Origin of the sequence: Streptomyces sp. NPDC088097 (assembly GCF_044741845.1) — a bacterium.
In the GTDB taxonomy this organism is placed as follows: Bacteria; Actinomycetota; Actinomycetes; order Streptomycetales; family Streptomycetaceae; genus Streptomyces.
Map to the genome: position 1 here is coordinate 662,523 of NZ_JBIUTJ010000004.1, position 18,353 is coordinate 680,875.

General features: G+C 72.6%; 12 protein-coding genes, 1 pseudogene and 1 riboswitch. Of the genes and pseudogenes, 4 read left to right on the top strand and 9 right to left on the bottom strand.

What is annotated here, in order from left to right; translation table 11 throughout:
* Positions 1-3 precede the first annotated feature (3 nt).
* Positions 4-621, top strand: coding sequence for a hypothetical protein (locus ACIOD1_RS16835; RefSeq protein ID WP_401902938.1), 618 nt, complete (start codon positions 4-6; stop codon positions 619-621).
* 294 nt (positions 622-915) lie between these two features.
* Here ACIOD1_RS16835 and ACIOD1_RS16840 read toward each other — a convergent pair whose 3' ends face one another.
* Genes ACIOD1_RS16840 through ACIOD1_RS16855 form a run of 4 tightly spaced genes read right to left on the bottom strand, consistent with a single transcriptional unit; the run spans position 916 to position 6,379 of the window.
* On the bottom strand, positions 916-1,566 hold the full coding sequence (locus ACIOD1_RS16840; RefSeq protein WP_365616393.1) for a thymidine kinase: 651 nt from the start codon (positions 1,564-1,566) through the stop codon (positions 916-918).
* Between the two features lie 54 nt (positions 1,567-1,620).
* Positions 1,621-2,826, bottom strand: a complete 1,206-nt coding sequence (locus tag ACIOD1_RS16845; protein ID WP_365616391.1) for a nucleotide pyrophosphatase/phosphodiesterase family protein — start codon at positions 2,824-2,826, stop codon at positions 1,621-1,623.
* Positions 2,826-3,422: a DUF5998 family protein gene (locus tag ACIOD1_RS16850; protein ID WP_365616389.1), complete on the bottom strand. Its 597-nt coding sequence runs from the start codon at positions 3,420-3,422 to the stop codon at positions 2,826-2,828. The genes ACIOD1_RS16845 and ACIOD1_RS16850 overlap by 1 nt, the downstream gene beginning before the upstream one ends.
* Positions 3,423-3,469: 47 nt before the next feature.
* Complete coding sequence (locus ACIOD1_RS16855) at positions 3,470-6,379, bottom strand: GNAT family N-acetyltransferase (protein ID WP_365616387.1); 2,910 nt, start codon at positions 6,377-6,379, stop codon at positions 3,470-3,472.
* Between the two features lie 209 nt (positions 6,380-6,588).
* Here ACIOD1_RS16855 and ACIOD1_RS16860 point away from each other — a divergent pair, with 209 nt between their 5' ends.
* Positions 6,589-6,870: an HPr family phosphocarrier protein gene (locus tag ACIOD1_RS16860; protein ID WP_351815341.1), complete on the top strand. Its 282-nt coding sequence runs from the start codon at positions 6,589-6,591 to the stop codon at positions 6,868-6,870.
* A gap of 442 nt (positions 6,871-7,312) precedes the next feature.
* Here ACIOD1_RS16860 and ACIOD1_RS16865 read toward each other — a convergent pair.
* From ACIOD1_RS16865 to ACIOD1_RS16880, 4 genes and pseudogenes are all read right to left on the bottom strand, one after another.
* Positions 7,313-8,034 (bottom strand): annotated as a pseudogene (locus ACIOD1_RS16865) (GntR family transcriptional regulator).
* Between the two features lie 185 nt (positions 8,035-8,219).
* On the bottom strand, positions 8,220-9,029 hold the full coding sequence (locus tag ACIOD1_RS16870; protein WP_401902940.1) for a M23 family metallopeptidase: 810 nt from the start codon (positions 9,027-9,029) through the stop codon (positions 8,220-8,222).
* Between the two features lie 12 nt (positions 9,030-9,041).
* A riboswitch (cyclic di-AMP (ydaO/yuaA leader) is annotated at positions 9,042-9,201 on the bottom strand.
* A gap of 248 nt (positions 9,202-9,449) precedes the next feature.
* Complete coding sequence (locus ACIOD1_RS16875; protein WP_365616851.1) at positions 9,450-10,817, bottom strand: pitrilysin family protein; 1,368 nt, start codon at positions 10,815-10,817, stop codon at positions 9,450-9,452.
* Positions 10,818-10,837: 20 nt separating this feature from the next.
* Positions 10,838-12,199: a M16 family metallopeptidase gene (locus ACIOD1_RS16880; RefSeq protein WP_401902942.1), complete on the bottom strand. Its 1,362-nt coding sequence runs from the start codon at positions 12,197-12,199 to the stop codon at positions 10,838-10,840.
* Between the two features lie 277 nt (positions 12,200-12,476).
* Here ACIOD1_RS16880 and ACIOD1_RS16885 point away from each other — a divergent pair, with 277 nt between their 5' ends.
* Together ACIOD1_RS16885 and ACIOD1_RS16890 are read left to right on the top strand one after the other, a co-directional pair.
* The gene (locus ACIOD1_RS16885) at positions 12,477-14,933 is read left to right on the top strand and encodes a DNA topoisomerase IV subunit A (RefSeq protein WP_365616380.1); all 2,457 of its coding nucleotides are present in this window, start codon (positions 12,477-12,479) and stop codon (positions 14,931-14,933) included.
* A gap of 114 nt (positions 14,934-15,047) precedes the next feature.
* Positions 15,048-17,195, top strand: a complete 2,148-nt coding sequence (locus ACIOD1_RS16890; protein WP_401902943.1) for a restriction endonuclease — start codon at positions 15,048-15,050, stop codon at positions 17,193-17,195.
* Here the strand turns inward: ACIOD1_RS16890 and ACIOD1_RS16895 are convergent.
* Entirely contained in the window at positions 17,192-18,343 is a 1,152-nt protein-coding gene (locus ACIOD1_RS16895) for a GTP-binding protein (protein ID WP_365616378.1), read from the bottom strand. The genes ACIOD1_RS16890 and ACIOD1_RS16895 overlap by 4 nt on opposite strands.
* Between the last annotated feature and the right edge of the window lie 10 nt (positions 18,344-18,353).

The window sequence follows — 18,353 nt, forward strand, 5'->3', positions numbered from 1 at the left end:
GCGATGCGCCCACACCACGCCATCACCCTCCTTGCTGCCGCGAGCGTCCTCGCCCTCACCGCGTGCGACCCGCAGGTCGCCGACAGCGGGAAGCCCTCGACGCCCGGCACCCCGGCGGCGTCCAGCACCGCCCCCTCCACCAAGACGGCCACCCTGCCCGACCTCGTCGGCAAGGGCCTCCAGACGGCCCAGGACGAAGCGCAGCGGGCCGGCTTCTTCGTCCTCACGTCACATGACGCCCTCGGCAGCGAGCGGCTCCAGGCTCTCGACCGGAACTGGAAGGTGTGCAGCCAGACCCCTGGGGCGAGTGCGCGACTCGACACCAAGACCGCCGTCGACTTCGGCGCGGTCAAGCTCGAGGAAACCTGCCCCGCCACGGACGCGCCCGCCCCGAAGCCCGCGGGCGACGTCATGCCGAACTTCGTCGGCCAGGGCATGAAGGCCGTCCGCTCCGCACTCCCTGGCAATGCGAGCATCACCGTGAAAGACGCGGTGCAGAGCCGCATGGTCCTCCAGGAATCGAACTGGAAGGTCTGCACGCAGGACCCGAAGGCCGGCGCCGCACTCTCCGGCCGGCCCGTGACCTTCACCGTCGCCAAGACCGAGGAGTCCTGCCCCTAGCTCCCTGCCCGGGCCCGCCAAGATCCGAAAGTGGCGGCCTAGCCCCCACGCGTGCCCTCGCCTCGGCTCCCGGGGAGGGCTGGACGCCGGCCCTAGCCAACGCCCTCGCCGAACTGGCACGCAGGCGAGAAGGCCGGCGACCCCAAGGGAGCCGAAACCCTCTGCCAACGAGCCGCCGACCGTGGTGGTGCCTGGCGTCCCTGCGCGGCGACCCTTGGCCGTACGGTCTGGATCCAGATGGCGAACCGAGCGACCCCCGGCACCAGGACCGTCGGTCGGAGCAGGAAGCCGGCCTCAGGCGTGGTTGACCGGGAGGACGTCCGGGGAGAGGGCGCCGGCGTTCGCCGCCGCGCTCGTCATGCGGCGGCGGTGGTGGCGGCGGCAGAGGACCTCGTATCCGATCTCCTCCGCCGGGCGGTTCACGTCACCGACGACGACCTGGGCTCCCTCGACGACCATCTCGCCGTCCACCGTGCGGGCGTTGTGCGTGGCGCGGGCACCGCACCAGCACAGGGCCTCGACCTGGAGCTGCTCCAGGCGGTCCGCCAGCTCGATCAGGCGCTGGGAGCCGGGGAAGAGCTTCGTACGGAAATCGGTGGTGATACCGAAGGCGAACACGTCCAGGCCGAGGTCGTCCACGATCCGAGCCAGCTGGTCGATCTGGTCGGGAGCCAGGAACTGGGCCTCGTCGACGATGACGTAGTCCGCCTTGCCACCCTTGGAGAGTTGGGCCACCAGGTACGCGTAGAGGTCCATGCCCTCGCCGGCCTCGACCGCCTCCGTCACCAGACCCAGCCGGGAGGAGAGCTTGCCCTCGCCCGCACGGTCGTCACGGGTGAAGATCACGCCCTGGAGCCCGCGCGCCGAGCGGTTGTGGCCGATCTGGAGCGCCAGCGTGCTCTTTCCGCAGTCCATCGTTCCGGAGAAGAACACCAGCTCGGGCATGGGAAGTACGGGACCTTTCAGGGCGTGGAGGGAGGGGAAGAGGGGTGGCCGGGGTCAGGAGCGGATTTCGAGCAGCGGGACCAGCTGCTCGGCCGGGGTCATTGAGCCGTGCATGCCGACGAGGGCCGACTCGTTGGGCTCGTTGCGGGAGGCGGTGATCGCGACATCGGCCTGGGCCGCCGCGATGACGTCGCCAATCCGGCCCAGGACGCGCTCGTCGCACTCTCCCGGCGTCCCGAACCAGCCCAGTTCCAGGGCCTCTTCGCGGCTGGCCACCCAGAAGCGGTCACCGAGGACCTCGCGCCACACGGTCAGGACGTCGGCCTCGGCGCCCGGTACGGCGTACACGTGCCGGGCTCGACCCTCGCCGCCCAACAGGGCCACGCCCGCGCCCAGTTCCCAGTCGTCGTCGAAGTCGATCCGCGCGTCCTCGTCGAAGGGGACGTCCACCATGCCGTGGTCGGCGGTCACGTACAGCGCGGTGCGCGGCGGGAGTTGCTCCGCGAGGCGCTGCACGAGCCGGTCCACGTACATGAGTTGGCCCCGCCAGGCGTCGGAGTCCACGCCGTGCCGGTGGCCGGCCCCGTCGAGTTCGCTGTAGTACGTGTAGACCAGCGAGCGCTCGCCGGCCCCGAGCTGGATCGCCGCGAGGTCCATCCGTTCCTCGCCGCTCATCCGGCCGTGGAAGGTCCCGCCGCTGAGGGCGATCTTCGTGAGCGGGGTGGTCCGGAAGGCGGGCGAGGACACCTGTGCGGTGTGCACCCCGGCCGCGTCCGCGAGCTGGAAGACCGTCGGGTACGGCTGCCAGGGCTTGGGCTGGGTCCAGGGGTGCCAGCGGAGCTGGTTCATCAGTTCGCCGGAGGCCGGGTTGCGCACGGCGTAGCCGGGCAGGCCGTGCCGGGAGGGCGGCAGGCCGGTGCCGACCGAGGCCAGCGAGGTGGCGGTGGTCGCCGGGAAGCCGGCGGTGATCGGCCGGCCGGTGCCGCCGCGCGAGCCCGCGAGCAGCGAGGTCAGGTACGGAGCCTCGGCCGGGTGCGCCTTGATCTGCTCCCACCCCATGCCGTCGACCAGGAACACGCAGTTCCGGTCGGCGGGGGTCAGCTCGGCGATCCCGGCGGTGAGGCCGGGTACGCCCTGGCCGGCCGCGAGGGTGGGCAGCAGGTCGGCGAGGGAGCCGGTCCCGTAGTGCGGGACCGGGGCGCCGGCGAGGTCGAGGAGTTCCGGTTCGTCCTGCCAGTTCGGCGGCGCGGAGTACGGCATCAGCGGGCGGGGGTGGAGGTCGCCGCCGTGGCCTCGGAGAGGGCCTGGGCGAAGACCAGGGTCTGGCGGACGGTCTCGGGACCGTCGCCCGCCTCGCTGACCCGCAGGCTGAGGTCGTCGGCGGTGGAGTTGCCGGTGTAGCCGTGGTCGGCGTCGCAGTTCTGGTCGCCGCAGGCGGCGGGCTCCAGGTCGATGCGGGAGACCGCGCCCCAGCCGATGGTCAGCACGACCTCGCGGGGCAGCTGGCCGGGGGTGTAGGACTCCGGGTTCGCCACGACCCGGCTGAGCACCACGGAGGCGATGCCGGACAGCTTGACCGACTCGGTGGAGGTGGTCGCGTACGGGGAGGGGGACCCGGCGTCGGCGGCCTGCTCGTCGGTGTGGCTGACGATGAAGCGGTTGCCGGTCAGGACCAGCACCGTGACGTGCCGGCGCACCTCGTTGGAGTCGAAGGTGGTCTCCTGGTGCACCAGGTACGACGAGATGGGCTCGCCGCCGACGGCGGCCTCCACCGCCTCGGCCACGAGGGCCGGGTAGTAGCCGCTGCGCTCGATCGCCGCGCGCAGCCCCTGGGTCGTCGTACCGGATTTCGCCATGAGGTCCATCCTAAGGCCCCTCCGGGGTCCCCCTACCTGCCCGGCGCTCAGTAGCTGGGCAGAGTCCGCGGTCCGAGGTCGGTCCGGACCGGCGGGTGCCCGATGCGCACGGTGGCGCTGAGCACGGAGAGGCCTTCCGTGGCGACGACGACCGGCTCCAGCGAGACTCCGGTCACCTCGGGATGGTCGTCCACCAGACGGGACAGGCGCAGGAGGAGTTCCTCCAGGGCGGGGGTGTCCACGGGGTCGCTCCCGCGCCAGCCGAAGAGGAGGGGCGCGGTGCGGATGGACCGGATCAGTCCGGCGGCCTCCCGGTCGGTGGCGGGGACCAGGCGGTGCGCGGTGTCCCCGAGCAGCTCGGAGGCCACCCCGGCCAACCCGAAGGTGAGGACGGCGCCGGCGGCCGGGTCGACGACGGCCCGGACCACGGTGTCCACCCCGCGCGGCACCATCGCCTGGACCACGGGGAGCAGCTCGGCCGGCTTGCCGAGGGCCTCGGTGAGTTCCTCGTAGGAGCGCCGCAGCTCGGCCTCGGTGGTGAGGTCCAGGCGTACGCCGCCCAGGTCGGCGCGGTGGCGCAGGTGCGGGGCGGTGGTCTTGAGGGCGACCGGGTAGCCGAGGATCCGGGCCGCCCGGACGGCCGCGTCGGCGCCGGGGGCGGGCAGGGTGGGCAGCACCCGGATCCCGTAGCGGCCCAGCAGCTCCCGCGCGTCCTCCTCGTCCAGGGTCAGGACGGCGCCCTCGCCGACCCCGGCGAGGAGGGCGGCGACCTGCGCGGCGGCGCCGGTCTCGTCGATGTCCTCGTACTCGGGGACCTTGCCGCCGACCTCGGCCTGCGAGCGGCGCCAGCGGGCGTAGCGGAAGGCTTCGGCGAGGGCCTTCACGGCGCGCTCGGCGGCGGGGTAGGCGGGGATCCGGCTCGGCCGGGGGCGCGGGGCGGGCCCCTCCCCCGCGTCGGGGCGGCCTTCGGGGGCGATCCCGGCCTGCGGCGGCGTCCCCGGGAGGGACACGGCCGGGGCCCGCCCGGCGGGCGGGGTTCCGGGGGCGGCGGTCGGGGGGCGCTCGGCGGGTGTGGCGCCCGGGGCGGCGGTCGGCGGCTGCGCGGCGGGGGCCGTGGCGCGGGCGGCGGACAGCGCCTCGACCAGCTCCCCCAGCTCCACGTGCACCACCGCGACGGGCTTGCCCGGCACCTCGTCGGCGGCCTCCCGCAGGGCTCCCGCGAGGTCGTCGGCGAGGTTCAGCTCGCCGACCCAGGGGATCGCGGTGACGACGACGGCGTCGCAGTCCTCGGAGGCGAGGGCCGCAGACAGGGCGGCCCGGAAGTCGGCCGGACCGGCGGCGGTCGTCAGGTCGAGGGGGCGCAGCGGACGCAGCCCCTCGGTCAGGCAGGCGTCGTAGGTGAGCACCCCGAGGGACTCGGAGTTGCCGAGGATGGCCACGCGCGGTCCGGCCGGGAGCGGCTGTCCGGCCAGCAGCAGGCCGACGTCGACCAGCTCGGTCACGGTGTCGACCCGGATGACCCCGGCCTGGCTGAGCAGTTCGGAGACCGTGGCGTCGGGGAGCCGGGTGCCGGGGACCACGTGCCCGGCCGGGGTGTGGCGGCCGCCGCGGGCGACGACCACGGGTTTGACGGCGGAGGTGCGGCGGGCGAGCCGGGTGAACTTGCGCGGGTTGCCGAGGGTTTCCAGGTACATGAGGGCGACGTCGGTGTTCTCGTCGTCGTACCAGTACTGGAGGATGTCGTTGCCCGAGACGTCGGCCCTGTTCCCCGCCGAGACGAAGGACGAGAGCCCCTCGCCGCGCCGCAGCAGCCCGGAGAGCAGGGCGATGCCGATGGCGCCGGACTGGGTGAACAGGCCGATCCGGCCGCGCGCGGTGGCGGGCGCCGGGGCCAGTGAGGCGTTCAACTCGACGTCCGGGGCGGTGTTGATCACGCCGAAGGCGTTGGGTCCGATCAGCCGCATCCCGTACGAGCGGACCTGGCGGACCAGTTCGCGCTGCCGGGCCGTCCCGGCGGGTCCGCTCTCGCCGTATCCGGCGGACAGGACGACGAGGCCCTGGACCCCGTGGTCCCCGCAGGCGGCGACGGCGTCGGGGACCCGCTCGGCGGGGACGGCGACGACGGCGAGGTCGACGGGGGCGCCGATGTCGGCGACGGTGCGGTAGGCCCGTACGCCGTCGAGGAGGTCGCCCTCCATGCCGGGGGCGCGGGCCTCGTTGACGGCGTAGAGGTGTCCGTGGAAGCCGCCGTCGCGCAGGTTGCGCAGGGCGGCGGCGCCGACTCCGGCGCCCGAGCGGCTGACGCCGATCACGGCGACCGATCCCGGGGCGAGGAGGCGCTGGACGGAACGGGCCTCGGCGCGTTGTTCGCGGGCTCGCTGGACGGCGAGGGACTCGGCGGTGGGTTCGAGGTCGAGCGTGAGGTGGACGGCGCCGTCCTCGAAGCTGCGCTTCTGCTGGTAGCCGACGTCCGTGAACACCTTGATCATCTTGGTGTTGGCGGGCAGCACCTCGGCGGCGAACCGGCGGATGCCCCGCTCGCGGGCCACCGCGCCGATGTGTTCGAGGAGGGCCGAGGCCACCCCGCGGCCCTGGTGGGCGTCCTGGACGAGGAAGGCCACCTCGGCCTCGTCGGCCGGGGCCGAGGCGGGCCGGCCGTTGGGGCCGATGCGGTCGAAGCGGACGGTGGCGATGAACTCCCCGCCGATGGTCGCGGCGAGACCGACCCGGTCCACGTAGTCGTGGTGGGTGAAGCGGTGGACGTCGCGGTCCGAGAGACGGGGGTGGGGGGCGAAGAACCGGTAGTACTTCGACTCGTCCGAGACCTGCGCGTAGAAGCTGACCAGGCGGTCCGCGTCGGCGGTGGTGATGGGACGGATCCGGGCCGTGCCGCCGTCGCGCAGCACGACGTCCGCCTCCCAGTGGGCTGGGTACGAAGGGTCCGACGCCGAGGTCATGGGGCCACCCTAAGGGGCGATCCGACCCTGTGTGCGAGTGCCACGGCGGCCTCCTCGCCGCGCGCGCGGCGAATGCGGGGACCGGGGGCAAACCAAGGCAAGCTGGGGAGGGTCGAACGGCGGCACGATCGGGCCGAAAGTCGGTCCTGGCATTCCGGACGCCGTGAGAGACTGGTCTAGACAACCGTAAGAACCTGAAGGGCATCACCATGGCAGAGCGCCGCGTCAACGTCGGGTGGGCCGAGGGCCTGCACGCTCGTCCCGCCTCGATCTTCGTCCGCGCGACGACCGCTTCCGGCGTCCCGGTGACCATCGCGAAGGCGGGCGGCGACCCCGTCAACGCCGCGTCGATGCTGGCGGTCCTGGGCCTGGGCGCCCAGGGCGGCGAGGAGATCGTCCTGGCCTCCGAGGCCGAGGGCGCGGACGCCGCGCTGGACCGCCTCGCGAAGCTGGTCGCCGAGGGTCTCGAAGAGCTCCCCGAGACCGTCTGACCCTTCGGGTCCGGTTCACCACCGACAGACCGCCGAAGCCGCGGCCGCCGTCACCACGGGGCCGCGGCTTCGTCGTTGCCGGCACCGGTCGGGTTGCCGGGACCGGTCGGTCCATGCCGGGACCGGTCGGTCGTTGCCGGGACCGGTCGGTCGATGTCGCCGGGGCCCGTCGATCGATGTCGCCGGGGCCGGTCGATCGGGGCCGCGCGCAGGCGACCCCGCCTCCGGTGAAGGCGGCGCAATTCCGGCAGGGCGAATTCCGGGGAGATAAATATCCTGGTTCCGGGCAGACGAATGTCCGGGTAGGCAGTCTGGATTCCCGGAATGCCTCGGCTACGAGAATTCGGGCCGCATGGCGCCATCACAAGCCATCACAATGGCGCCCGGCATCGCCCGAAATCATGCGCGAATACCACCCGGATCCTTTTGTATACGGGCCGTGTTAATGCGGACCTCCCGCCGTGTTTACGGCAGGTTGCGAACTCCTCACCGAGGCACCGGGGCACGCGACTCGCTCGCCGCCTCGACCGGCGCCGGGGGCCGCGGCCGGAGCCGGTAGGCCCCGGTGGCCCGCTCCGCGTGCTGCGCGGCCAGCGCCCTGGCCCGCTCCGCGTCGCCGCGCGCCACCGCGTCCACGATCGCCCCGTACTCCGTCCAGGAGTCCATCGGCCGCGCCGGCGCGTCCACCAGGTACATCCACGCGATCTTGTGCCGGGTCTGGGTCAGCAGGGCGATCAGCCCGGGACTGTCGGAGGCCTGGGCCAGGGTCTCGTGGAACCAGCCCCCCAGGGCCCTCAGATCCTCCCCCTGCCCCCTCCGGGCCCGCTCCTGGCCCAGCCTGACCAGTCCGCGCAGCACCTTCAGGTGGGCCTCGCCGCGCCGGTGGGCGGCGCGGGCGGCGGCGAGGGGCTCCAGCAGCATCCTCAGTTCCAGTAGGTCGGCGGCCTCCTGGGCGCTCGGTTCGGCCACACAGGCGCCCGCGTGCCGCCGGGTCGTGACGAACCCCTCGGACTCCAGCGTGCGCAGCGCCTCGCGGACCGGGACGCGCGAGACTCCGTACCGGCGGGCGAGCACCTCCTCGGTGAGCCGGCCTCCGGGGCCGAAGAACCCGGAAACGATGTCGTCGCGGATCGCTGTGCATACCGCGTGCGCAGGAATTCGCAAGGCCGGACCTCCGCTTGATTTCGACGGCCGGCGTCATCGCCGGGATCGTGACCGTGCTGCGACTCTATTGCAACACACGATAATTTCCGAGGACGGCCTGAATTACGAAACATTCCGCACGTGCGGGAAACGAAGAAGACCCCGGCTCGGAGAGCCGGGGTCTTCTTCGTCGATGTGCGTGCGGATCAGACGTCGACGCCGTGGCTGCGCAGGTACGCCAGCGGGTTGATGTCGGTGCCGTACGTGGCGCCGGAGCGGGCCTCGAAGTGCAGGTGGGCACCGCTGGAGTTGCCGGTGTTGCCGGACAGGCCGATCTGCTCGCCGGCGCCGACGGTCTGGCCGACGGAGACGCTCAGCGAGGACATGTGTCCGTACTGGGTGTAGGTGCCGTCGTTGTGGCGGATGACGACGTTGTTGCCGTACGCGCCACCCCAGCCGGCCTCGACGATCGTGCCCGCGCCCACGGCGTGGACCGTGGTGCCGGAGTCGGCGTGGAAGTCGATGCCGGTGTGGCTGCCGGAGGCCCACATGCCACCACCGGCGCCGTAGTTCGTGCTGACGTACGAGCCCGTGATCGGGGCGACGTAGGCGTTGAGGCGCTTGCGCTCCTCGTCGCGGGCGGCGCGCTCGGCGGCATCGCGCTCGGACTTCGCCTTGGCCTCGGCGGCCTCGGCGGTGCGCTTGGCCTCGGCGGCCCGCTGCTTGGCGTCGGCCTCGGCCTGGGCCTGGACCGCGATCGCCTCAGCGGCGCGCTGCTGGGAGTCGACCTGGTCCTGGAGGTCGGCCTGGAGGCCGTCGGCCACGACGATCGAGTTCTGGCCGGTGTCCTCGGCGGAGTGACCGTTGTTGTCGGCCGCGAAGGCCGGGGCCGCGATGGTGGCGACCACGCCCGTGGTGGCGAGGGCGGCTATGCCGGCGTAGCCGGCGGTCTTACGGCTCAAACGGCTGGAACCACGGTGCTTGCCGGGAGCTGCGGTACGACTGCCAAACGCCATGAAGGGGCTGATCCTTTCCTTCCCTCTCGCCTACCGGGTTAGCTGACGGGTTCGGAGCAGGAAGGTCTCCTACGGGCCCCCTCTTGCGAGGCGGTCCGATTCACCCCAGGGACGCATGTGGGTCCCCGGCTCCCCAGGCTCGCGCCTGACGGGGACTCGGCGATCGCTGTCCGGTGCCGCGGGTGCGGCGGGCACAACTGACGGACAGCAAGAGCGACGCTAGGCGGACCGCCAGTCGATCACCAAACAGACGAGCTATTTTGTTGCGTACGCCACACCGCATACGCGCAACCTCCGCAGTAAAGCGGACAAAAAGGGGTTCCGGCGGTGAATCCGCCGGAACCCCTTGTCAGAGCCCGGTGTTAGGGGTCGGCGGTGGAGCCGCGGTCGGAGCCCGGTCGGGACTCCTTCCCCCCGACGTCAGTTGGTGACGACGGTGACCTCGCCGATCCCGAGGGCCCGTACGGGCTCCTCGATCAGGGCGGCGTCGCCCACCAGGACGGTGACCAGTCGGTCCACCGGGAAAGCGCTCACGACCGCCGAAGTGGCCTCGGCCGTACCGGTTTCCGCGAGGCGCGCGTACAACCGCGCCTGGTAGTCGTCCGGCAGCTCCTGCTCCACCTGGTCGGCGAGGGTGCCGGCGACGGAGGCGGCCGTCTCGAACTTGAGCGGGGCCACGCCCACCAGGTTCTGCACCGCCACGTCCCGTTCGGCGTCGGTCAGTCCGCCCTGGGCGAGGGTGCGCAGCACCTTCCAGAGGTCGTCCAGCGCCGGACCGGTGTTGGGGGTGTCCACGGAGCCGCTGATGGCGAGCATCGAGGCGCCCTTGCCGTCGGCGGTGGAGCGCAGCACCTGGCCGAAGGCGCGTACCCCGTAGGTGTAGCCCTTCTCCTCGCGCAGCACCTTGTCCAGGCGGGAGGTGAGGGTCCCGCCGAGGCAGTAGGTGCCGAGCACCTGCGGGGCCCAGACGATGTCGTGCCGGTCCGGTCCGATCCGGCCGATGAGCAGCTGGGTCTGCACCGCCCCGGGCCGGTCCACGATGACCACGCGGCCCGTGTCGTCGGCCGTCACCGGCGGGACCGGGAGCGGCGCGGCGGTGTCGCCGGTCCAGGTGCCGAGGGTGTCCGCCAGCACGGCGTCCAGATCGATGCCGGTCAGGTCGCCGACGACCACCGCGGTGGAGGTGGCGGGGCGCACGTGGGCCGTGTAGAAGGCGCGTACGGCCGCCGCGTCGATCCGCGCGACCGTCTCCTCGGTGCCCTGGCGCGGGCGGGACATGCGCAGGGTCGCCGGGAACAGCTCCTTGGAGAGCTGCTTGGCGGCGCGGCGCTGCGGGTTGGCCAGCTCGTGCGGGATCTCGTCGAGCCGGTTGCGGACCAGGCGGTCGACCTCGTTGTCCGCGAAGGCGGGCGCGCGCAGCGCCTCGGCGAGCAGTCCGAGCGCCTTGTGCAGGCGGGAGGCCGGCACCTCCAGGGAGACCCGCAGACCGGGGTGGTCGGCGTGCGCGTCGAGGGTGGCGCCGCAGCGCTCCAGCTCGGCGGCGAACTCCTCGGCGGAGTGCTTGTCGGTGCCCTCCGACAGGGCGCGGGCCATGATGGTCGCCACCCCGTCGAGGCCCTGCGGCTCGGCGTCCAGCGGGGCCGCGAGGTTGATCTCCACGGCGACGACCTGTTGGCCGGGGCGGTGGCAGCGCAGCAGGGTCAGGCCGTTGGACAGCGTGCCGCGCTCGGGGGCGGGGAACGCCCACGGCTGGGGCTCGCCGGCCTCGGGGCGCGGGTGGAAGGTCATCGTGACGGCTGCGGTGTCGCTCACTGCTCCGCCCCTTCGTTCTCGTCGGATCCGGTCTCGTCGGAGTCCGTGTCCGTGTCTTCGGCAGCGACCGGTTCGTACACCAGGACCGCGCGGTTGTCAGGGCGCAGTCGGGCCGCGGCCACGGCCTGCACCTCCTCGGCGGTGACGTCCAGGACGCGCCCGACGGCCGTCAGCGCCAGCTGCGGGTCGCCGAACAGGACCGCGAAGCGGCACAGTTCGTCGGCGCGGCCGGCGACGGTGCTGAGGCGGTCCAGCCATTCGCGTTCCAGCTGGGCCTGCGCGCGCTCCATCTCCTCGGCGGTGGGGCCCTCGGCGGCGAACCGGGCGAGTTCCTCGTCGACGGCGGCCTCGATGGCGGGGACCTCGACGCCGCTGGAGGTCTTGACGTCCAGCCAGCCCAGCGAGGGCGCGCCGGCCAGGCGCAGCATGCCGAATCCGGCCGCCACGGCGCTCTGGTCGCGGCGCACCAGGCGGTTGTGGAGGCGGGAGGACTCCCCTCCGCCGAGCACGGTGAGGGCCACGTCGGCGGCGTCGCACTCGCGGGTGCCGTCGTGCGGGAGGCGGTAGGCGGCCATCAGCGCGCGGGCCGGGACCTCCTCGACGATCTCCTCGCGCAGCTGCGCGCCCATGACCTCGGGCAGGGAGCCGTCGCGGGGCGGCTGCTTGCCGTCGTGCGCGGGGATGGTGCCGAAGTACTTCTCGACCCAGGCGAGCGTGCGCACGGGGTCGATGTCGCCCACGACCGACAGGACGGCGTTGTTGGGCGCGTAGTACGTACGGAAGAAGTGGCGCGCGTCCTCCAGGGACGCGGCGTCCAGGTCGGCCATGGAGCCGATCGGGGTGTGGTGGTAGGGGTGGCCCTCCGGGTAGGCGAGGGCGGTCAGCTTCTCGAACGCCGTGCCGTAGGGGACGTTGTCGTAGCGCTGACGACGCTCGTTCTTGACGACGTCGCGCTGGTTCTCCATGGACTCCTCGTCCAGGGCGGCCAGCAGCGAGCCCATCCGGTCCGCCTCCAGCCACAGGGCGAGTTCCAGCTGGTGGGCCGGCATCGTCTCGAAGTAGTTGGTGCGCTCGAAGCTGGTGGTGCCGTTGAGGGAACCGCCGGCGCCCTGGACCAGCTCGAAGTGCCCGTTGCCCGGAACGCTGGACGAGCCCTGGAACATCAGGTGCTCGAAGAGGTGAGCCAGACCCGTCCGCCCCTTGACTTCGTGGCGCGAGCCGACGTCGTACCAGAGGCAGACGGCGGCGACCGGGGTGAGGTGGTCCTCGGACAGCACCACGCGCAGGCCGTTGGCCAGCCGGTGCTCGGTCGCTGTCAGGCCGCCGGAGCCCGCCTGAGCTGTGGCCGTGTGACCCATGGGCATGTGGTCCCTTCGATCGCGATGCAGAGAATTCGGTCAGACCTGCCACTGTATGCAAGCGTGTCGGCCGCCGGAGAAGTTCCCGGGCCCCGCCCCTGACTCCGTCCGGGGGGGAGCCCCGGGGTCGGAGTCGGCGTTGTCGGTGCCTCGGGCGACAATGGTCGACGTCGACCCCGGTCGGACCGCCGAGCGCGACCCGCCCGAACGTCCGGCCCGGCCGGAACCCCGCACCACCCCCGTACACCCCGAACCTTGGTTAAGGAGCCGCGCAGCGATGGCCCGCCGCAGCACGAAGACCCCGCCGCCGGAGGACTTCGAGGAGAAGATCCTCGACATCGACGTCGTCGATGAAATGCAGGGCTCCTTCCTTGAGTACGCGTACTCGGTGATCTACTCCCGGGCCCTGCCCGACGCCCGGGACGGCATGAAGCCGGTGCACCGGCGCATCGTCTACCAGATGAACGAGATGGGCCTGCGCCCCGACCGGGGGTACGTCAAGTGCGCCCGCGTCGTCGGCGAGGTGATGGGCAAGCTGCACCCGCACGGCGACTCGTCGATCTACGACGCCCTCGTGCGCATGGCCCAGCCCTTCTCGATGCGGCTGCCGCTGGTCGATGGCCACGGCAACTTCGGCTCGCTCGGCAACGACGACCCGCCGGCCGCCATGCGTTACACCGAGTGCAAGATGGCGGACGCCACCTCGCTGATGACGGAGTCGATCGACGAGGACACCGTCGACTTCACCGCCAACTACGACGGCCAGGAGCGGGAGCCGGTGGCACTGCCCGCCGCCTACCCGAACCTGCTGGTCAACGGCGCCTCCGGGATCGCCGTCGGCATGGCCACCAACATGGCACCGCACAACCTGGGCGAGGTCATCGCCGCGGCCCGCCACCTGATCCGCTACCCGGAGGCGGACCTGGAGGCGCTGATGCGCTTCGTGCCGGGTCCCGACCTGCCGACCGGCGGTCGGATCGTGGGCCTGTCCGGCATCAAGGACGCCTACGAGAACGGCCGGGGCACCTTCAAGATCCGCGCGACGGTGGCCGTCGAGGACGTGACCCCGCGCCGCAAGGGCCTGGTCGTCACGGAACTGCCCTTCACGGTCGGACCCGAGAAGGTCATCGCGAAGATCAAGGACCTGGTCGGTTCGAAGAAGCTCCAGGGCATCGCCGACGTCAAGGACCTCACCGACCGTTCGCACGGCCTGCGTCTGGTCATCGAGATCAAGAACGGCTTCCACCCGGAAGCGGTACTGGAGCAGCTCTACAAGCTGACGCCGATGGAGGAGTCCTTCGGCATCAACAACGTGGCGCTCGTCGACGGTCAGCCGTTGACGCTGGGCCTCAAGGAGCTGCTGGAGGTCTACCTCGACCACCGCTTCGAGGTCGTCCGGCGCCGCAGCGAGTTCCGCCGCCGCAAGCGGAGCGACCGGCTGCACCTGGTCGAGGGCCTCCTGGTGGCGCTGCTCGACATCGACGAGGTCATCCGCCTCATCCGGGACAGCGACAACTCCGCCCAGGCCAAGGAGCGCCTGATGGAGCGCTTCTCGCTGAGCGAGATCCAGACCCAGTACATCCTGGACACCCCCCTGCGGCGCCTCACCCGCTTCGACCGGATCGAGCTGGAGGGCGAGCGCGACCGGCTGACGGGCGAGATCGACGAGCTGACCGGGATCCTGGACTCGGACGGCGAGCTGCGCAAGCTGGTCTCCTCGGAACTGGCGGCCGTCGCCAAGAAGTTCGGCACCGAGCGTCGGACAGTGCTGCTGGAGTCGGCGGGGACGGCCATCGCGGCGGTTCCGCTGGAGGTCGCGGACGACCCCTGCCGGGTGCTGCTGTCCTCCACCGGCCTGCTGGCCCGGACCGCGAACGCCGATCCGCTGCCGCGCGAGGAGGACGGCGCCCGCGCCAAGCACGACGTGATCGTCTCCCAGGTGGCGGCGACCGCCCGGGCCGACGTGGGCGTGGTGACCTCCTACGGTCGCCTGCTGCGGCTCTCGGTGATCGACCTGCCGCAGCTGCCCGACACGCACGCCGCGCCGAACCTGGCGGGAGGGGCCCCGGTCTCGGAGTTCGTCTCCGGGCTGGAGGCCGACGAGAGCGTGATCTGCCTGACCTCGCTCGACGAGTCCTCCCAGGGCCTGGCCCTGGGCACCGAACAGGGCGTGGTCAAGCGCGTGGTGCCGGACTATCCGGCGAACAAGGACGAGCTGGAGGTCATCACCCTCAAGGACGGTGACCGGATCGTCGGCGCGGTCGAGCTGCGCACCGGCGAGGAGGACCTGGTCTTCATCACCGACGACGCCCAGTTGCTGCGCTACCCGGCGTCCCAGGTCCGCCCGCAGGGCCGGCCGGCCGGTGGCATGGCCGGCGTCAAGCTGTCCGACAACGCCAAGGTGATCCACTTCTCGGCGGTGGACCCGGCCGTGGACGGCGTGGTGTTCACGGTGGCCGGCTCGCTCGGGACCCTGGACGACTCCGTCCACTCCGGCAAGCTGACGCCCTTCGACCAGTACCCGCGCAAGGGTCGGGCCACGGGCGGCGTGCGCTGCCAGCGGTTCCTGAAGGGCGAGGACGTGCTGGTGCTGGCCTGGGCGGGCAACGCCCCGGTCCGCGCGGCCGCTGCGAACGGCGCCCCGGCGGCCCTGCCCGCACCCGACCCGCGCCGCGACGGCTCGGGCACGGCCCTGCCGGCCACGGTCGTATCACTGGCGGGCGGCGCCCTGTAGGGCGCGCCCCGGGCGTACGGGACGAGGGGCGCGGAGTCCGCTTTCGGCGGTCGCGCCCCCCTCGTCCCGACTACTGTTTTCCCCGTACACGCGGGTGGGGGGAGAGCAGAACTGATGAGTCGTCGGTCCAGCGGTTCGATCGGGGTGTGGGCCGAGGCCCAGCGCCAACAGCAGCGGGCGCAGCTGATACAGCAGCGTGAGGCGGAGCGCAGGCAGCGGGCCTGGGAACGGGACGTGGCCCGGGGGCAGCGGGAGCAGCAGGCCGCCTACAAACAGCGCCGCGAGGCCGAGGCCCGGCGCCTGACCGAGCGGATCGACGCCGAGGTGGCCGCCCTCCAGGGGCTGCTGACCACGGGGTGCCGGGCGCCGGCGTTCCGGATGGGTTCCCTGGTCCGGTCCGAGCGGATCGAGGCGTTCGACCCGGGCGCGCTCGGGCAGCCGGTCCCGATGCCGCACCTCCAGCAGTTCCAGCAGCAGAGCAGCGGCTGGACCCTGGGCTCGGGCCGCCGGGCCCAGGCCGAGCGGGAGGCCCACGACCGGTACACCCAGGCCTGGCAGGCCGCGCACGCCGCCGATCAGGACCGGCTGCGCCGGCTGGCGGCGTACCGCGACCAGTACGACCGTTGGGCGACCGGGCAACTGGCCGGGATACGCCGCCACAACAGCGGTCTCGGCGCACTGGCCGAAGCCCTGCGCCGGGGCGACCCCGAGTCGGCGGTGGAGTACTTCTCGGCAGCCCTGTACGCCTCGGGCGCCTGGCCCGAGGAGCTGCCGCGCCAGGTGTCGGCGGCCTACGACCCGGGCCCGCGGCAGTTGGTGTTGGACTGGGAACTCCCCCGCTACGAGGTGGTGCCCGAGGCCAAGTCCGTCCGCTACGTGCCGAGCACGGACCAGGACAAGGAGATGGCCCGGCCGGCCACGCAGCGCCGCGCCCTGTACCGGGACCTGCTGGCGCAGTGCGTGCTGCTGGTGCTGCGCGAGCTGTACGCGGCGGACGAGTTCGACGCGCTGGACTCGGTGGTGGTCAACGGGTTCGTGGACGACCACGATCCGGTGACGGGCCGGGCGGCGCAGATCGTCCTGGTGACCGTGCAGGCGGCACGTTCCGCCTTCTCCGGCCTGCGGCTGGAGCAGGTCAGCGCGGTGGACTGCCTGGTGGACGGCCTGCGCGGACAGCTGTCGGCGCGTCCGGACCAGTTGACGGCCGTACGGGCGGGGCGTGCTCCGGGCGACGTCGGCGGGGCGGGCGCCGTGGTGAGTCACGGCGGGCACGCCGACGGTGGGGAGGAGGAGCCCGACCTCTTCGCGATGGACCCGATCGCCTTCGAGAACCTGGTCGCGGAGCTGTTCCGGGCCATGGGCATGGAGGCGGTGACCACGCAGCGGTCGGGCGACGGCGGCGTGGACGTCGAGGCGTTGGACCCGGCCCCGATCCGGGGCGGGCGGATCGTGGTGCAGGTCAAGCGCTACCGCAACACCGTGCCGCCGACGGCGGTACGTGACCTGTACGGCACGGTCCAGGACGCGGGGGCGAACAAGGGGGTGCTGGTCACCACCTCGTCCTTCGGGCCCGGGTCGTACACCTTTGCCAACGGCAAGCCGCTGGAGTTGGTTCCCGGGGTGGAGCTGGTCGACCTCCTGCACCGGTACGGGCTGCGGGGCCGGCTGGGCGACCGCACGGGCGGGGACGGCGGCCGCGCGGGCGGGGCGACCATCCCGGACCAGCGCACCGCGGCCGGGCCCGCCGCCCCCTCCCCCGCTCCCGGACCGCTCGCCGCGGACCGCAACGTGCTGGGCATGTCCTGGTCGGGGGCGGTCGCGCTCGACGTGTGCGCCCTGGTCTGCGAGGGCGGTCGGGTGCTGAGCGAGGACCACTTCGTGTTCTTCAACAACCCCGCCACTCCCGACGGGTCGGTGCGCTCGCGCCCCCACACGGCCCCCGACAAGGCGGCCGTCGAGGTGGGCTTCGACGACCTGCCCGGCCGGGCCGACCGGCTGGTGCTCGTGGCCGCGATCGACCCGGAGGTCAATCCGGACGCCGACCTGGCGGGCTTCACCGACGCCCGGATCCGGCTGCTGGGTGCGGGCGGCGAGGAGTTGGACCGCCTGGAGGTCTCGGACGGCCGGGCGGGCGAAACCGCCCTGGTGCTCGGCTCGTTCCGGCGGCGCGCGAACGGCGACTGGAAGTTCGTCATCGGCGGCAAGGGCTACCGGGGCGGCCTGGAGGACCTCCTGCGGGAGTACGGCGTGGACGTGGCCTAAGGCCCGACCTCCTCCGGCTCGCCGACCTCCTCCGGTTCCTGCGGCCCGAGAGCCGGTGGTCCGTCGCGCCGTACGTACCGCAGGACGGCCCACATGCTCTCGGGGCGCGCCTCGTGCGGTGCCTCCTCCCGGCAGGCCTCCAGTTCCCGGAGCAGGCCGGGGCCGTCGGTGCCGGAGCCGATCAGGACCAGTTGGGTCCGGCGGGGCTCGCCCCGCCCCCAGGGGCCGGGGGTGAAACTCAGGTGGCGGCCGACCGCGTGGACCTCGTAGCGCTCCCCGTGGCCGGGCACTCCGAAGCGGACGTAGCCCTTGATCCGGTAGAGGCCGGGCGGGCGGCGGTCGAGGAAGTCGATGAACCGGCGCGGGGACAGGCCCTGCTCGGAGGTGAACTCGACGCTCTCGTAGGCCGCGTGGAGGTGACCGTCGTGGCCGGCGCGGTCCCCGTGCCCGGCGTGGTCGGCATCCGAGCCCTCCGTCAGCAGGTCCTCGAAGGAGAGCTGACCACGGGTCTCGGTCCACGGCCGGCGGTCGAAGAGCAGCTCGGGATCGACCCGGCCGTGCTCGACGGCGAGCATCGGGGTCCCGGGGGCGCAGAGGGCCGCGAGTTCCCGTTCGACCCGGGCCCGTTCGGCGGGCTCGACCCGGTCGGTCTTGTTGAGGACGACGAGATCGGCCACGGCCAGGTGGCGGTCGGTCTCGGGGTGCGCGGCGCGGGTCGCCTCGAACTCCGCAGCGTCCACCACCTGCACCAGACCGCCGTAGGCCACGGCCGGGTTCTCGTTGGCGACCAGCATCCGCACCATCTCCTGCGGCTCCGCAAGCCCGCTGGCCTCGATGACGATCACGTCGATGCGGTGGGCCGGCGCGGCGAGCTTCTCCAGGTACGCGTCCAGTTCGCTGCCGTCGACGGCGCAGCACAGGCAGCCGCCGCCGAGGGAGACCATCGAGTCGCCGAGCCGTCCGGCGACCGACATGGCGTCGATCTCGATGGATCCGAAGTCGTTGACGACGACCCCGATCCGGGTGCCGCCGCGGTGGGTGAGGAGGTGGTTGAGGACCGTGGTCTTGCCGGATCCGAGGAATCCGGCGAGGACGACCACGGGGATGGGGTGGGCGGAGGGAGAGGGATCGGGCTGCCTGCTGTTCACCCGGTCGATC

What these genes read in the sequence shown, in the direction of transcription:
- ACIOD1_RS16840 (WP_365616393.1), bottom strand. Translation starts at nt 1,566, where the DNA reads ATGCCCGAGCTGGTGTTCTTCTCCGGAACGATGGACTGCGGAAAGAGC.
- ACIOD1_RS16870 (WP_401902940.1), bottom strand. Translation starts at nt 9,029, where the DNA reads ATGGCGTTTGGCAGTCGTACCGCAGCTCCCGGCAAGCACCGTGGTTCC.
- ACIOD1_RS16835 (WP_401902938.1), top strand. Translation starts at nt 4, where the DNA reads ATGCGCCCACACCACGCCATCACCCTCCTTGCTGCCGCGAGCGTCCTC.
- ACIOD1_RS16880 (WP_401902942.1), bottom strand. Translation starts at nt 12,199, where the DNA reads ATGGGTCACACGGCCACAGCTCAGGCGGGCTCCGGCGGCCTGACAGCG.
- ACIOD1_RS16845 (WP_365616391.1), bottom strand. Translation starts at nt 2,826, where the DNA reads ATGCCGTACTCCGCGCCGCCGAACTGGCAGGACGAACCGGAACTCCTC.
- ACIOD1_RS16875 (WP_365616851.1), bottom strand. Translation starts at nt 10,817, where the DNA reads ATGACCTTCCACCCGCGCCCCGAGGCCGGCGAGCCCCAGCCGTGGGCG.
- ACIOD1_RS16890 (WP_401902943.1), top strand. Translation starts at nt 15,048, where the DNA reads ATGAGTCGTCGGTCCAGCGGTTCGATCGGGGTGTGGGCCGAGGCCCAG.
- ACIOD1_RS16850 (WP_365616389.1), bottom strand. Translation starts at nt 3,422, where the DNA reads ATGGCGAAATCCGGTACGACGACCCAGGGGCTGCGCGCGGCGATCGAG.
- ACIOD1_RS16855 (WP_365616387.1), bottom strand. Translation starts at nt 6,379, where the DNA reads ATGACCTCGGCGTCGGACCCTTCGTACCCAGCCCACTGGGAGGCGGAC.
- ACIOD1_RS16860 (WP_351815341.1), top strand. Translation starts at nt 6,589, where the DNA reads ATGGCAGAGCGCCGCGTCAACGTCGGGTGGGCCGAGGGCCTGCACGCT.
- ACIOD1_RS16885 (WP_365616380.1), top strand. Translation starts at nt 12,477, where the DNA reads ATGGCCCGCCGCAGCACGAAGACCCCGCCGCCGGAGGACTTCGAGGAG.